General features: G+C 36.8%; 14 protein-coding genes. 2 read left to right on the top strand and 12 right to left on the bottom strand.

The features are described from left to right. Nucleotides 1-122 precede the first annotated feature (122 nt). The 6 genes from KIK00_RS04415 to KIK00_RS04390 all read right to left on the bottom strand — a co-directional run bounded on the left by KIK00_RS04415 (nt 123) and on the right by KIK00_RS04390 (nt 5,253). On the bottom strand, nt 123-485 hold the full coding sequence (locus tag KIK00_RS04415) for a hypothetical protein (RefSeq protein ID WP_255815357.1): 363 nt from the start codon (nt 483-485) through the stop codon (nt 123-125). Between the two features lie 133 nt (nt 486-618). Beyond that, nucleotides 619-1,188 (bottom strand): Crp/Fnr family transcriptional regulator, encoded by a 570-nt coding sequence (locus tag KIK00_RS04410; protein WP_047423014.1) that lies wholly within the window; start codon nt 1,186-1,188, stop codon nt 619-621. A gap of 66 nt (nt 1,189-1,254) precedes the next feature. Beyond that, nucleotides 1,255-2,019: a siderophore-interacting protein gene (locus KIK00_RS04405; protein WP_255815355.1), complete on the bottom strand. Its 765-nt coding sequence runs from the start codon at nt 2,017-2,019 to the stop codon at nt 1,255-1,257. Nucleotides 2,020-2,021: 2 nt separating this feature from the next. Continuing rightward, a complete protein-coding gene (locus KIK00_RS04400) occupies nt 2,022-3,197 on the bottom strand; it encodes an MFS transporter (RefSeq protein ID WP_255815353.1) in 1,176 nt (391 codons plus the stop codon). 85 nt (nt 3,198-3,282) lie between these two features. Beyond that, nucleotides 3,283-3,891, bottom strand: coding sequence for a hypothetical protein (locus tag KIK00_RS04395; protein WP_255815351.1), 609 nt, complete (start codon nt 3,889-3,891; stop codon nt 3,283-3,285). Nucleotides 3,892-4,470: 579 nt separating this feature from the next. Beyond that, entirely contained in the window at nt 4,471-5,253 is a 783-nt protein-coding gene (locus tag KIK00_RS04390; RefSeq protein ID WP_255815350.1) for an AraC family transcriptional regulator, read from the bottom strand. A 71-nt stretch (nt 5,254-5,324) separates the two neighbouring features. Here KIK00_RS04390 and KIK00_RS04385 point away from each other — a divergent pair, with 71 nt between their 5' ends. Continuing rightward, the gene (locus KIK00_RS04385; protein ID WP_255815349.1) at nt 5,325-6,530 is read left to right on the top strand and encodes an MFS transporter; all 1,206 of its coding nucleotides are present in this window, start codon (nt 5,325-5,327) and stop codon (nt 6,528-6,530) included. 331 nt (nt 6,531-6,861) lie between these two features. On the opposite strand, the gene bioA is transcribed toward KIK00_RS04385, so the two are convergent. From bioA to KIK00_RS04360, 5 genes are all read right to left on the bottom strand, one after another. Continuing rightward, nucleotides 6,862-8,154 (bottom strand): adenosylmethionine--8-amino-7-oxononanoate transaminase, encoded by a 1,293-nt coding sequence (gene bioA, locus KIK00_RS04380; protein ID WP_255815347.1) that lies wholly within the window; start codon nt 8,152-8,154, stop codon nt 6,862-6,864. 372 nt (nt 8,155-8,526) lie between these two features. Then, nucleotides 8,527-9,510, bottom strand: a complete 984-nt coding sequence (bioB, locus tag KIK00_RS04375; RefSeq protein ID WP_255815345.1) for a biotin synthase BioB — start codon at nt 9,508-9,510, stop codon at nt 8,527-8,529. After that, complete coding sequence (gene bioD / locus KIK00_RS04370; protein WP_255815342.1) at nt 9,510-10,124, bottom strand: dethiobiotin synthase; 615 nt, start codon at nt 10,122-10,124, stop codon at nt 9,510-9,512. Before bioD ends, bioB begins: the two co-directional genes overlap by 1 nt. Before the next feature lie 69 nt (nt 10,125-10,193). After that, nucleotides 10,194-11,303 (bottom strand): pyridoxal phosphate-dependent aminotransferase family protein, encoded by a 1,110-nt coding sequence (locus tag KIK00_RS04365; protein ID WP_255815341.1) that lies wholly within the window; start codon nt 11,301-11,303, stop codon nt 10,194-10,196. Next, nucleotides 11,296-11,919 (bottom strand): hypothetical protein, encoded by a 624-nt coding sequence (locus tag KIK00_RS04360; RefSeq protein ID WP_255815340.1) that lies wholly within the window; start codon nt 11,917-11,919, stop codon nt 11,296-11,298. The genes KIK00_RS04365 and KIK00_RS04360 overlap by 8 nt, the downstream gene beginning before the upstream one ends. A 66-nt stretch (nt 11,920-11,985) precedes the next feature. Here KIK00_RS04360 and KIK00_RS04355 point away from each other — a divergent pair, with 66 nt between their 5' ends. Next, nucleotides 11,986-13,476 (top strand): PLP-dependent aminotransferase family protein, encoded by a 1,491-nt coding sequence (locus KIK00_RS04355; protein ID WP_255815339.1) that lies wholly within the window; start codon nt 11,986-11,988, stop codon nt 13,474-13,476. Nucleotides 13,477-13,635: 159 nt separating this feature from the next. On the opposite strand, the gene KIK00_RS04350 is transcribed toward KIK00_RS04355, so the two are convergent. Continuing rightward, nucleotides 13,636-14,823, bottom strand: coding sequence for a PepSY domain-containing protein (locus tag KIK00_RS04350; RefSeq protein ID WP_255815338.1), 1,188 nt, complete (start codon nt 14,821-14,823; stop codon nt 13,636-13,638).

The following is a 14,823-nucleotide window of genomic DNA, read 5'->3' as shown; positions in this document are numbered from 1 at the left end:
AAAAATTTAAATAAAGTGTAGTAAAGACATCATAAGCAGAGTTATAATGCACGATAGGTTAAATTGATATGTAATAATAAATGGACTGCTTTAAGGTTAAAGCAATGTCAGTATAAAATCAATTAAGAAAGTCGTGGAGGCTGAAAAATTGGAGAAAGGGAATGATTGGAGAAATCTTTTTCCTTGTAGATACTGTTTTTCTTGGAAACAGTAATTTCTTTAGGTTTTTTTATTTCGAATGTAAGTTCCGGAAGCTGGGCATGTACAGTCAATACGATGGGCGGATTGATAAACGGCAGCTTCTGATCGGTATCCCAGTCAGAATCCTGTTTGTGATTATCATAATGTTCCATGACAAATTCTGATAAGCTTCCTTGGTATTCCATAAAATGTTCCACAAACATAGGTACCTTCAGTACTTCCCCCGCATTGGTGGTAGCCAGCACATACATCATCGAGCATAATATGGAGAACCATTTTAACATGAGTGCAAATATAAGGCTTAAATTTTTCTTAAACAGGCGCTGGTATTAATTTTTTGATAATTTTAGCCAGTTTAAAAGTAGTTTAAATAAATACTAGCTATTCTAATTAATGTTAGATTTATCAAACAAAAAATCATAGTTTTGACTTCAGTCTGCTTAGCGTTTCTTGGGAAATATTAAGATAGGAAGCCACCATCTTATTAGATAGCCGGCGTACAATAATTGGATTCTCTTCCAGTAATTGTTTGTATTTTTCAAGAGCATCCTGCACCATAAAAGACATCAGCCTTTTAGTGTTGGCAATACAGGCAATTTCAATATAAATTCTGTAAAACTTTTCCCATTGAGGGATAATGTCTAATAAATGATAAAAATCCTGATGGGTAATATAATATACCTCCGAATCTTCTACAGCCTGAAGAAGTTCATCAGAAGGTTCCGAAGTAATAAAGGTATGAAGCGCTGTAGCAAACTGATTTTCAAAAGCAAAATATCTTGTAGAATCCTGCCCCTCCTTATTAATATAAAATATCCGTAAACAGCCTTTTACAACAAAAAATGTTTTTTTTGGAGAATGAACATTGGTAACGAGAAGCTCGTTCTTTTTTAATTTGACAGGTTTGAAATAAGAAAGAATAACTTTCAATTCTTCATCTGTTATTGATATTTTGCTTTTAATATATGAAACTAATACGTCTTCCATTTATTTAAATCAGTCGCAGCAAATGTAGTAATAAATATGTTAAAAACTTACTGCAGTTCAAGCTTCTTAGGTGCTTTCAGATGATTTCCCTTCCGATTGCCCCGCTCTCCAATAGGAACATGCATATATTGCACAGGGATCCCATTGCAGGGTTGTTTTAAAATAAGTACGAAGTTCATCTACCGTTGTATATTCTGCGGCGATATACACATATTTTTTCAAATCTACGGGCGGAAATTGAACGGATTTTACAGCTTCTGCGAGCCGGCTTCCCCCTTCCGGATGAGGATTGTGTAACCATTCAACCGAAATATCTGCCGCGGAACACAGAATAAGCTCGTCTTCTTTATCTGCCACTTCCAATATTATTTTTGCTCTTACATACGAGGGAAGCTGTTCTGCTATGGCACAAATAACAGGCAGTGCAGTTGCATCTCCTGCAATCAGATAGAGATCTGCATCAGGAATTAAGGGCCTGGTGCTTTCTTTCATTGCTACTTCTAATACATCACCAGGACTGGCTTTTAATGCCCAGGCAGAAGCCGGACCGTTATCACCATGGGCGACAAAATCAATACTTAATTCCCGGTTTTCCAGATCAATCTTCCTGTTGGTATAGGTTCTGACAAGAGGAGTACTTTCTTCTTCAGCCGGAATAAAAATTTTATTATTAGAACCGGAGCGGACATTGGCGAGCAGTTCAGCCTGATTTTTATCGATTTCAAATACCACACGGATAAGGTGTGGAGTAATAAATTGTTTGTTTTTAACGATAAATGCAGAACGAATTTTTTTCGTTTTCTCTGCCTGAGTAATTATAGAATTTTCCATTTTTATTTTTTATTACATAGTAGAATAATCATAGACACAATACAGCTGATGCCCCCGAAAAGATAGACAGCCTGATAATCAAACCAACCGGCTATCAGTCCGGCAATTGGTCCTGCTAACCCTAATGAAAGGTCAACGAATGCTACATACGCTCCCAATGCTGTGCCTCTCATTTGTGGTTTTACTTTTTGAATGGCAAGAACTCCTAAAGCCGGAAAGACCAATGAAAATCCAACCCCTGTTAATCCACATCCGATAATGGCTAATGTTTTGGAAACAGATATCCAGATCAGCAGCTGTCCTGCCACTTCGATGATCAGAGAGATCAGAGCAATCTTAAAACCTCCGTATTTATCAGGAAATGAGGCAAATAAAATTCGGGTAAGAACGTAACATATTCCGAAAACCATAAAGGCAAGTGAAACATCACCCCAATTCTTTTGTGAGAAAAATAGAGCAATAAAAGAAGCAATACATCCAAAAGCCATTGATGAAAAAGCAAGACTCAGTCCTTGGCCTGATATTGCACCTATCACCTTGTAAAATGGCGTTCGCACATGATCTTTATCTACAGGAATGGAAGGGAGTTTTGCGGTAGAAATCCAGCTTACAAGCGGAAGTAAGGCTATAAGGATAAAAGCAGGCAGCAAATTATATTCTTTACTTAGCCAGATGCTGATAGGTGCTCCGATTGCAATTCCTGCATACATGGCAATACCGTTCCACGTCATTACTTTCCCTGATTTGGACTGTCCTGTCAGGCCTATTCCCCACGTCAATGCTCCGGTAACCAGGAAACTTTCACCCACACCATGGATGATCCTTGCTATTAATAGAAAGACAAGTGCCATCAGCGGATGAGTTTGAAATAGTAACGCTAGCACATAAACAATTCCGGCAATAACAGCCAATACCACACCGGACATTTTACTTTTCTTGGCTCCTTTTGTATCTGTAATTTTTCCGGAATATGCCCGGGTTAAAAGTGTTGACAGTGACTGGAGGCCGATGACAAGCCCCACAATAATGCTGTCAAAACCTAATGTGTTCTGAACAAACCCGGGAAGTACTCCCAATGCAACTCCTATCGTAAGGTAAACTCCAAATACCGAAGTAATAATGGGAGCGGTGGCCTGATAGAAATTAATAGTCTGCCCTTTTTCTAATGTTGTACTCATAAATTTTGTTTAAAATATTCGGGTGCAAATGTCTCTGTACAACAAATACTAAACTTTGATCTAGATCAAAAAAGGCAGAAAAAGGTTATTCAAAATCCAATAAACCGTCGGTAAGCTGTTTCCATTGTATTTTAGCGGCTCCCATCATTCCTCCGGCAGCGATAAGTAGATTTCTGATGGCATCAATGAGCTTGGCATTCAGATTAGGTCTTTCATTTCGTCCGTACACTGCGGCTTTTAAATGAGCGGGACTTTTTGATATCATAAAGGTAGAGCTTGCTCCGGAACTGTAAAAATGAGCAATATGGCGGTTTTTTTTATCTTCCGGATTTCTGGATGGTCTGCAAGTCATTGTTATACTTTCAGCAAAGCTGTTCTCGTAGAAGCAGATATCTGTAATCTCTACCCAATCATATCCTTTGGCCTCAGGTTCTCCCGGGCCCGGAATATCAATTCTGATAAAATCTCCTTTTTGTGGTTCACGATCTACAGGATGTCCGCTGAAATCATAAAGTTTAAATGCTGCGAATGCTTCCCCGCAGTAACTTTGCCATTTATTGACTGAGAAAAACCTCTCTTTTAATGTTTCAAATTTTAGCGACATGGAATCCTGATCAAATAGTTTTCTGGTTTCTGTATCATGGAAACCTCCGAATTTTTGTTTAGGAACTCCCTTAAATTTTTTTGGACTCATGCAATATGTTTTGGAGAAATTACGGCAAAAATTCTTTATATTTTTATGAGTAGAGTCACAAAAAAGTTAAACTATTGTTTGAACATTGTTTTAGAAAAGCTTTATTTTTATAATAATTCACTTCTTGCAGCTTCTCTGTTTGTCATAAAATACAGCATACAATTCATCAGGACGCGAATTATATTTAGCAGGATATGTTTTTGTATAAAGAATTTCGGAATCTTAAAGAAAACTAAAATCATTTAGAGAATAGTTATTTTTGCTTAAAATAAATAATTTTTAAAAAAAATGAGCTTATAATGTTTTGCATAATATGATTTTTGCTTATATTTGTGAATCGAAATAATTTTTTTTCATCATTTGTGTTTTTTTAAGGTCTCCATTCGTGGAGACCTTTTTGTATTCAATAATGTCATAATTGAATATTGGCTGTTGAAGTGGAAAATGATTTGAAATGTGAATTATATCATTTTTAAAATAACTTAATTGCTTTTCTATAAAGGAATACTCAAAGTTTTAAGATCTCGATAAGTCTCTTTTTCTCTATATTTCACCCGCCTCTGTAATTGCTTTAAACGGCTATTGAATTGTTTTAATAAAATCAGTTGGCCTGAACTGCATCACAGATTGAAAGCTTCTTGTATAGGACTGAACACTCTTGTACCCTACTTCATAAGCTGTTTCTGAAATCGTAAGATTCCCAGAACTTAAATGCTCCAGACTCTTGATGATACGAAGCATTTGCTGGTATTTGCTTAGGGTAAGACCTGTTTCTTTTTTGAAAATTCGCTCCAGTGTACGGAAAGATAAAAGGGCTTTATCACTTAGGTCTTCCATTTTGATTTCATTGCGGTAATGATTGTGCAGATGCTCTATGACTTTAGCAAGACGTTTATCTTTAGGAAGGCTGATATGAAATGTCAGAGAATGTTCTACAAACTGCGGAAGTTCGTTGAACAGTGCTTTCAGGAATAGGTTCTCATTATGATCCGAAGTCATCAGTTTAGACCATTTCTCTGCATATTTTATCATTTCCTTCAAAACTGGAGGAACAGAGAATACATTCACTTCATGGTAGAAAGGTTCTTTGGTACTGATCTCCGCAAACATGATCATCAGTTTGATCTTTTCAGAATGGGAATTTGTTTTGTGGACGGCATTTGGAGGTATCCATACAGCATGATTTTGAGGAAGGAGATAGATTTTTTCTTCAATAGTAATATACTGAAAACCATTCTCAACGTACACAAGCTGGCCTTTCTGATGGTGATGAAGAACATTATCATGAACCCAGTTTTCTTCAAACCATACGAAATAAGGCTTTTTCAGTTCATCTATTTTTATGCTGTCGTTAGCATTCATGTCGTTTCAGGTTAAAACTTTGGCAAAATTAAACAAAATTACTATGTTAATTTTGTTCAAAAGTTTTTATTATGATGAAGAGTGAAGTAAAAAAGAATGCTTCGTATGTTTTATTAATCATTAATGTTCTGGTAGTTATATTGATTTCCAGTAACCTCCGTTCTCCGATTGTGGCAGTTGCCCCTGTATTGGGCGAAGTAAGAGATGCATTGAAGCTGGATAATTTTCAGGTAAGTCTGCTTACCTCTATTCCACTGTTTATGTTTGCTGCATGTTCTGTGCTGGTGAGTAAGTTTTCTAATAAACTTGGAATCAGTAAACTTCTAATGTATTCTCTTATTATTTTAAGTTTTGGCTTATTTTTAAGAATCAGCGGATCTCTCTGGCTGTTGTTTTTAGGGTCTATATTCATTGGCTTAGGAATATGTATTGGAAATGTGGTCACTCCGGGATATGTTAAAAATAATTTTCCGAAGCAGATTGGTCTCATGACTGGGATTTTTGCAGTATCCATGAATCTTACTGCAGCTTTGGCTTCTGGTTTCAGTGTGAAAATCGGGGAACTGACTGGGTTTGGATGGAAAGGTTCTCTAGGGATTTGGTTGGTTATTGCTGCATTGGGTTTCCTTGTTTTAGCATTGGAGTTTATATTTAATAAAAGAAATCCGAGTCAGCCCAAAACGGCACTCAGTACTTCTGATTTTAATATGTTTAAATCTGCCCAGGCATGGAATATCAGTATTTTCATGGGGCTTCAGTCTTTATTCTATTATTGTCTGGTGGCCTGGCTGCCTTCATTTCTTGCAGATTTTCATATGCAGGGGGAAAGTTCCGGATGGGTTTTCTTTGTAATCCAGATTACGATGATTCCTGTGACATTCTGCTGTCCGATTATTGCCAGCAAGATGAAAGACCAGAGACTGATGATCCTTTTTATCTGCGCCCTGATGTTTGGAAGTACGATGATGTTTGTTTTCATGAAATCTCAGTGGATTTATGCGAATGCTGTGATCATAGGAATTTCCAACGGTTTATCTTTCAGTTTATCTATTCTGTTTTTTTCTACGAGAACGAAAAGCAGTATTAATGCTGTTAAGATCTCCGGAATGGCCCAGTCTGTAGGATATATGATTGCAGCTTTTGGTCCTCCGTTGTTTGGAAAGCTTCATGATTGGGATATTTCCTGGAACAGCTCATTTTATTTGTTAAGCTTTGCGGTATTATTGATGTTGTATTTTGGAATGAAGGCTGCAAGAAATAAATGTGTAGAAGATTAAAAATAATTATTAAATACAATAAAAAAGGATAGATTTTCGGTTCTATCCTTTTTTATTCTTGCTCTTTAAATTTTAACAGCATTATACAAAAGCAACCTTTCTTCGTGGGTTAATTATATAAAAATTCCGCCCAATCATTTTAACCAGAAGTTATTGGATTTCAATAAAGATGAATTGAAAGAACTGATTCATATTTTGAAGAAGGCGGAACAGGAGCTTTAAAGAGGATTAATACCAATTAGTAATCATTTGAATAAAAACCTTATAGGTTCCCAGAACCTATAAGGTACATTTAAAAAAATTAAAAATAATTATTACCAGAAGGGATCATTTATTCTATAAACTGATCCAGAACTTCAATAATATTCTGATATACAAAATCCAATTCTTCGGAGGTAATACAATATGGCGGAACCAGATAGATTACATTTCCTAACGGCCTCATAATAATCCCTCTCTGTAAGAATTCATTGTAAAGCTTCTTCCCTATTTCATTGAAATAAGAAGTACCATTCCCGGTTTTAAAATCGAAAGCTAAAATAGTTCCGATCTGACGAACCTTTTCTACATGAGGATGAAAAGCAAGTGCTTTCACAAACTCCGAATGTTGATGAGTGATGCGGTTGATATTCATTTGAGTTTCGTTTGTAAGTAATAGTTCCATACTGGCAAGAGCCGCTGTACAGGCTAAAGGATTAGCTGTAAACGAATGCCCGTGAAATAAGGTTTTATGACGATCATCGGAAAGAAAGGCATTGTAAATTTCATCAGAACAGGTCGTGATTCCCATTGGCATGGTTCCTCCTGTAAGTCCTTTTGAAAAACACATAATGTCCGGTTTTTCCGTAAGGTAATCAGCCGCGAAAAGCTTACCTGTTCTACCAAATCCTGTAAAAACTTCATCCTGAATCATAAGAATACCTTCTTCCCTGCAGTATTTCATCAGCTGGTTAAGATCTTCAGATTTATACATCAACATTCCTGCAGCGCCCTGAACTAACGGCTCATAGATAAAGCAGGCTACTTCAGCAGCCAGTTCTTTAATCTGTTTGCGCAGACTTTCCAGGTTTTCTGCATTGGGTGTGTCAATAAAAATAACTTCAAACAGCATGCTTTCAAAAGGTCTTGTCCAGAAGCTTTTTCCACTTACAGACATCGCTCCGAAAGTATCCCCGTGATACGCATTTTTAAAAGCTAAAATCTTCGTTTTCTTTTTCTCTTTATTGTATGCATATTGAATGCACATTTTTAAAGCAACTTCTACTGCTGTAGAGCCATTATCCGAATAAAAGACTTTCTCCTGACCAGCCGGAAGAAGCTTGAGTAAATTTTCCGAAAGTTTTACAGCGGGTTCATGCGTAAATCCTGCAAAAATAACCTGTTCCAGTGTATTTAACTGTTCAAAAACACGTTGTGCAATGTAAGGGTGAGAATGTCCATGTAACGTCACCCACCATGATGAAACGACATCCATATATTTTTTTCCTTCATTGTCATACAGGTAAATTCCTTTTCCTTTTACAATAGGAATAATATCATCAGCTGTTTTCATCTGCGTATAGGGATGCCAGTTGACCATTTTGTCTCTTTGCTGCAGGCTGATTTCTTTTGTTATTGTATTCATATATTGATGTAAAAAGTAATAATGAGTGATGAAATTGGATTTAACAATAATTTAGTTGAATAGGTTGAAATGTTGGATTGATACAAAGGCGCAAATTCATCATAGATTGCGAATATTTTAAGGCGCAAGGATTTAACATTGCAAATTTTAGCCTCTCACAGATTATGTAAATTAAGCAGATAACTATAAAAAAAATCTGCACTATCTCTTAAATCTTTGATTTTCTTGCGCCTTAAAAATATTTACATCTTTGCATTTTCGAACTTACATCTGCTTAAAGCAGTTTATAAAAATTCAAAAACAAATTTTATAATAAGTGCTATAATACCAGCAATCCAACTCATCACTCATTATTTTATCATTCATAATTTTCTAACAGCAAGTTTCTTTTTTCATCATTGGTTTCAATCCTAATGTCTGAAGCATCTGCATATCCTCAGAAACTCCCGGATTAGGCGTTACCAATAAAGTTTCTCTTTCTCCTGTAAAAATAGAATTAGCTCCTGCCATAAAGCACCATGCCTGCTCTGTTTCTGACATTTCTATACGGCCGGCGCTTAATCTTACCATAGAAGAAGGCATTACAATTCTTGCTGTAGCGATCATTCTTACCATTTCCCAGGTGTCTACTTTTTCATTATCCGCTAATGGGGTACCTGCTACTCTGGCTAAAGCATTGATAGGAACAGATTCCGGATGTTTTGGCATTGTTGCCAAAGTTAGAAGCATTGAAATTCTGTCTCTGTGGGTTTCACCAAGTCCGATAATTCCTCCTGTACACACTGTGATCCCTGCTTTTCTTACGTTATTTATTGTGTTAATCCTGTTATCAAAAGTTCTGGTAGAGATGATTTCTTCATAATACTGCTCAGAAGTATCCAGATTGTGATTGTAGGCATATAATCCTGCTTCCTGTAGTCTGACAGCCTGTTCTTCGGTAAGCATTCCCAGTGTGCAGCATACTTCAAGACCAAGATCGTTTACCCCTTTTACCATGTCAATTACCCTGTCAAAATCACGATTATTACGCACTTCACGCCATGCTGCAGCCATACAGAATCTTGAAGATCCGGAATCTTTTGCTTTCTGAGCGTGGGCAATTACGGTTTCTGTAGGTAATAAGGCCTGTACTTTGATATTCGTGTGATAACGGGCAGCCTGTCCACAGTATGAGCAGTCTTCAGGACATCCGCCGGTTTTGATGGATAATAAAGTGGATATCTGTACTTCGGAAGGATCATGCCATTCGCGGTGTATGGTGGCTGCTTTATAGATCAGTTCCATCAGGGGAAGATGATAAATTTCTTCAATTTCTTCTTTAGTCCAGTTGTTTCTCAATGTTGTTTTTGTATCCATTATCTTATTTTTGTTATTGTTAATTGCTTTGCAGCATGTTGTATAGATTCTTTATCCGTATTTTTGATTTCGGGAATCTTTATAATTTTTGCTTCTTTTTCGATAAAACTGCAGATTACTCTTTCTGTATCTTCCGGAAAATCTCCGTTAAGAATTAAATATTCCAACTGAATTCCTCTCTGTTGTAAAGCCAGGATTGAGAGCAAGCTATGATTGATGCAGCCTAAATAATTTCTGATTACCAATGCTGCCGGAAGACTTAATTCTTCAATCAGATCAATCATAAAAGTAGTGTCGGATATGGGTACCATAAGACCTCCGGCTCCTTCTACAATCAATGGATTTTCTGTTTCTGGTAATTGGAAATCATTCAGATTGATGGTAATATTTTCTTCTCTAGCGGACTGATGTGGTGATGCAGCCAGCTGTAAACGGTAAGTTTCCGAATGGCACACATTAGTATCTGTCCATTCTTCAATTTTATGCCTGTCCGTATAATGCAGATCTCCGGACTGTATTGGTTTCCAGTATTCTGCTTTAAAATGCTGAACCAAAACGGCTGAGCAAACTGTTTTTCCTATTTCGGTTCCTATTCCTGTTATAAATAATTTCATGGGTTTCGAGATTCGTGATTCGTGGTTTGAAAGTTTTTCGAGAAAATTGCTGTATTTCCCTTTTTTACCTTAAACAAATTCTTTAATAATTCCTGCCAGTTTCCTAATTTCCTCTTCTGTATTAAAGCTGTGAAGGCATATTCTCAACCGTTCACTTCCTTCTTTTACTGTGGGGCTATATATGGAGTAGGTTAAAAATCCTTCTTCAGATAAAGTGTCCTGTAATTCTTTTAATCTTTGGTTATCCGGGATTAGAATAGCCTGAACCGGACTTGTTTCTGCTGATGGAGATCGTAAATTTCGACTTCGGAAAATTTTAATATTATCCTGAAGTTTTACCACCAGTTCATGATGCTGATCTAAAAATTCATATCCTGTTTTTATACTCATCCACTGGAAATCCTGTGCGGAAGTAGTATAGATGAACGGACTTGCAAAATTGATCAGGTAAGATTTCACCGTTTCATTACAGAGAATTACCGCACCATGAGCTCCTAGAGCTTTTCCATAGGTCACAACTGCAGCTGAAACCTGATGTTGTAATTGATATTTTTCAATCAGTCCATATCCAAAAACTCCGAATGCGTGGGCTTCATCTACAATCAGAGAGGCTTTATATCTGTCGGCAAGTGCAGCGATTTCCTGAATAGGAGCAAAATCTCCTTCCATAGAATAAAGGCTTTCTATAGCGATATAACAATGTCCTTCCTGTCTTTTTAAAATATTCTCAAGATCTTCAAAATCATTATGCTTGAATTTCAATTTTTTAGCATTCGAAAGTTTGCAGGCATCGTGTACCGACCGGTGAATCTGTTCATCCACAATAACTACATCATGACGATTTGGAAGTGTGGAAAACAAAGCCAGATTTGCGTTATATCCGGACGGAAAAAGTAATGCAGATTCAAACTGATGCTTTTGAGCAATTTCATTTTCAACAGAAACTGCAATTTCACTATTCCCGCTGATTAACCTTGAACCAGTACTTCCGGAAAGCAGTTGAGGATTATTCATAACCTTTTGCAGCAGTAAATATTGAAGTTCTTTACTTTTTGCAAATCCCAGATAATCATTGGAATAAAAATCAATTCCATCAGATTGAAGCCGTAACCGTCTTAATGTTCCTTCCTCTTTTCTTTTGTCAAGAGATTCCTGAAAGCTAGAGCTATTGTTAAGCATAATTCAACTGAGCTACTTCCTGAGTAATAGCATTAATCCATTCTTCATGAAGTTCTTTTTCTATGGTCAGAATATGGTCTGCATGGTGTTTCCAGTCTGGAGAAAATTCATTGAGCTGATGGATCATTTCTTCCAGATGCCCTTCTTCTTCAAGAATAATAGATTTTACCATAATTTTGGAAGAAGCTTCAGTAAGTACCTGCTGATAAACGGGATAAAGCTCATCTGCACGAACCTCAATAGCATAAGTTACAAAAAGATAGGCTGCATATTTAATATCTATTTCATTAAGATTGAATGCTTTCTGAAGATAACGGCAGGCTTTAATATCCAATGAGTGAAGATATTGACTTGTTGCGATAGGTGCCAGAAGCTCTGTGCTTTCGTAGGTTTTGCAGAGTTCAGTATTTATTTTCCCGATCTGCTTTTTTAAATAATAAGCGTGGCGGTGCTCTTCAGCAGCATGTTTCAACTGGATCTGAGAAACCAGAGTAGGATGTTCACATTTTGATATTTTTCTTGCACCGGCATTTTCCATAAAAGAAAGTGTATTCAGCCATTTGGCGTGGGTACTTCCTTCCTGTACAATTTTTTTTAACAGCTGATGAAATTCCATAGATTTTTATTTTGATGTCAAAAGTAGTATATTGCCGGATGGTTACATGGTGCCAGTTTTGATATTATGGATAGTCCGGTTAAAATTCCTTACGAAAGTTTTATTAAGATTGATAGAAAATCAGAGACATCTATCTATTTACAGATTGCCAATCAGCTGATCAATGCGATTCAGAGAGGCTTTTTACCTTTCGGAACGAAGCTTCCCGGGACTAGAACCTTCAGTGAAATGTTGGAAATCCACAGAAATACAGCTGTTGCGGTGTACGATGAATTGTCGGCCCAGGGCTGGACGGAGAGTTTACCAAACAAAGGAACTTTTGTGATCGGAAAAGATCAGGAAAAACCTGTTAAATTGAACGATTTTGAGCAAAACAACCTTCAAAACTATCCAATTTCGACTGGTTTTTCATTTAAAACATCCAATATTCTAGATAATCCTTTTGAACATTCGGACTGTGAGTATGTATTTAATGATGGTGTGCCGGATATCCGTTTAACCCAAATCGGACAGCATTCACGGTTTTACAGTTCTATCCTGAAGCGTAAATCCAATCAGAAAGCTTTTGGGCATTATAATCATGACGGAAGTGAATTTTTTAAAGAACATTTATCCCAGTATCTGAATCTTTCCCGTGGACTTCCTATTTCTAAAAACAATCTGCTCATCACCCGAAGTACGGAAATGAGTATTTATATTGTTTCCGAAATTCTTCTTTCTGCTGGTGATACCGTATTGGTGGGAGCTTTGAGCTATTTTTCCGTCAATATGATCTTTATGAAAGCTGGAGTTGATATTGTTTCGATTCCCATTGATGAAGAAGGAATTATGGTAGAAAGCGTGCGGGATGCCTGTAAAAAGCAGAAAATACGGATGCTTTATCTGACACCTCATCACCACTATCCTACTACCGTTGCTTTGAGTGCTCAGAGAAGATTTGAGCTGTTAGAGCTTGCCAACGAATACGGATTTATTATTCTGGAAGACGATTATGATTATGAATTCCATTACGACAAAAGTCCTATTCTTCCCTTAGCCAGCGCCGATACGAATGGAATGGTGATCTATATCGGTTCTTTCGGGAAGTCTTTGGCTCCGGGGTTCAGGACGGGATTTATTGTTGCTCCTGAGAATCTGATGACAGAAATGCGTAAATATCTTGGAATTATAGACCGTCAGGGAGATATTCTGATGGAAAGAGCGCTTGGAGAGATGATTGCAGAAGGGGAAATTAACCGTTATCTGAAAAAGTCTTTAAAAGTCTATCAGGAAAGGCGTGATCATTTTTCTGCGTTGCTGGAAGAGAATCTTGGGGATCTTATTACTTTTCAAAAGCCTTCCGGAGGGCTTGCAATATGGCTGGAATGGAATATTCCGCTGAATCTAATGCAGTTGAGCCGGAATTGTGCGAAAGACAATCTTTTTATTCCAAAAACATTGCTGTATCAGAATAAAGGGCTTACGGCTATGCGTCTGGGATTTGGAGATCTTAATTTTGAAGAGATGAACAAAGGAATTGAAGTATTTTCAAAAAATGTAAAGGGATTGGTTGGGTGATTATAGTAGATTGCTTATTTCTTGGTTGGAAAACGTAAAGGCGCAAATAAGACCCAAAACAATATGTTTTAAGGCGTGAGGATTTTATCTGAGATAAAATTGATATTGTATATTTTTACTTTTGAAATCTTTTAAAAAGCCCCTTTACAGAGGCTTTTATTAATGATGAGAAGGAAAAATTACTTTGTTTTTCTTGTGTTTTGGTTTCTTCTTTTTCTTATTCAAATAAATAATAAAACCGGTAATCGGGAGTGATAGCGCGATTATGGCTGCCAGAAAATAAATAATTCTGGTCGTCAGTCCCAGGATACTTCCGGTGTGAAGATCATAATTTCTTTCTCTTAATGCGGTTCCATATCCGATATTTTTGTTTTTATACGATTGAGATTTTAAAATTTCTCCTGAATATTGATCAAAATTAAACTGTTCATTTCTATATTGCCTTCCATCGTAAGTCAGTTCAACATAATAAGTTCCTTCTTCCGATCTTGGGAAATTGACAAGTGCTGATCTTTTATCTTTCAATCCTTTTTCCATCGTACTTCCAATCAGATTGAGAATATCTTTACGGTTTGAAAATTCTTCGGAAGGGATAGTACTTTTGGCTTTCTTTTCTGTGGTAGTATTTCCGTTCAGTGTATTCTTTACCCATTTATCTACATCTTCAAAGCTCCATATCAATGCGGAATAAGAGATTAAAAGTAAAGGAATCACAGCGTAGAATCCCAACACATTATGAATATCATAGTTAATCCTTTTCCAATTGGCTGATGTTTTAATGAAAAACATTCCTTTTAGCATGCTTTTACTCATTTTTCGGGGATACCATATCACAAGCCCCGACAAAAGGATGACAGCAAATATCAATGTGGAATAACCGGTAATCATTTTTCCGATTTTTTCACCCAGCAGAAGTCTTCGGTGAAGATCCAGTACAATTTCAAAGAAGTCTTTTTTGGCATCTTCTACTTCCTGTACTTTTCCGGTGTAAGGATCTACATAGATCCGGTAATAATAAAGATAAGTTCCCCAATAGGTCCATGCTTCATCATTCATTTTCAGGGTACGGAATACATAGGTTCGTGAGGGATCAGAAGGCATCACTACTCTTTTAACTTTTAAACCTTCCGGAAGTACTTTTTCTGCTTTTTCCGTAAGTCCGGACAAGGAAAGTTTTTTTCTTCCAATGTTTTCAACGAAATATCTGTTGGGGTGAACAATATGTTTTAATTCTTCTTCAAAAGCCAGGATACATCCCGTAGCGGCCATGATAACAACTATAAGCCCGGACGTTAGTCCGAGCCATAGATGTAACTGATAGGCAATTTTTCTAAACTTCAGCTTCAT

It is taken from the genome of Chryseobacterium sp. MA9 (genome assembly GCF_024399315.1).
Lineage (GTDB): Bacteria > Bacteroidota > Bacteroidia > Flavobacteriales > Weeksellaceae > Chryseobacterium.
The sequence above is the reverse complement of the archived record's forward strand: the minus strand, read 5'-3'. Positions and strand labels throughout refer to the sequence as shown.

Coding starts and splice junctions, on each gene's coding strand:
- KIK00_RS04415 (WP_255815357.1), bottom strand. CDS start 485: ATGTTAAAATGGTTCTCCATATTATGCTCGATGATGTATGTGCTGGCT.
- KIK00_RS04410 (WP_047423014.1), bottom strand. CDS start 1,188: ATGGAAGACGTATTAGTTTCATATATTAAAAGCAAAATATCAATAACA.
- KIK00_RS04405 (WP_255815355.1), bottom strand. CDS start 2,019: ATGGAAAATTCTATAATTACTCAGGCAGAGAAAACGAAAAAAATTCGT.
- KIK00_RS04400 (WP_255815353.1), bottom strand. CDS start 3,197: ATGAGTACAACATTAGAAAAAGGGCAGACTATTAATTTCTATCAGGCC.
- KIK00_RS04395 (WP_255815351.1), bottom strand. CDS start 3,891: ATGAGTCCAAAAAAATTTAAGGGAGTTCCTAAACAAAAATTCGGAGGT.
- KIK00_RS04390 (WP_255815350.1), bottom strand. CDS start 5,253: ATGAATGCTAACGACAGCATAAAAATAGATGAACTGAAAAAGCCTTAT.
- KIK00_RS04385 (WP_255815349.1), top strand. CDS start 5,325: ATGATGAAGAGTGAAGTAAAAAAGAATGCTTCGTATGTTTTATTAATC.
- bioA (WP_255815347.1), bottom strand. CDS start 8,154: ATGAATACAATAACAAAAGAAATCAGCCTGCAGCAAAGAGACAAAATG.
- bioB (WP_255815345.1), bottom strand. CDS start 9,510: ATGGATACAAAAACAACATTGAGAAACAACTGGACTAAAGAAGAAATT.
- bioD (WP_255815342.1), bottom strand. CDS start 10,124: ATGAAATTATTTATAACAGGAATAGGAACCGAAATAGGAAAAACAGTT.
- KIK00_RS04365 (WP_255815341.1), bottom strand. CDS start 11,303: ATGCTTAACAATAGCTCTAGCTTTCAGGAATCTCTTGACAAAAGAAAA.
- KIK00_RS04360 (WP_255815340.1), bottom strand. CDS start 11,919: ATGGAATTTCATCAGCTGTTAAAAAAAATTGTACAGGAAGGAAGTACC.
- KIK00_RS04355 (WP_255815339.1), top strand. CDS start 11,986: ATGGATAGTCCGGTTAAAATTCCTTACGAAAGTTTTATTAAGATTGAT.
- KIK00_RS04350 (WP_255815338.1), bottom strand. CDS start 14,823: ATGAAGCTGAAGTTTAGAAAAATTGCCTATCAGTTACATCTATGGCTC.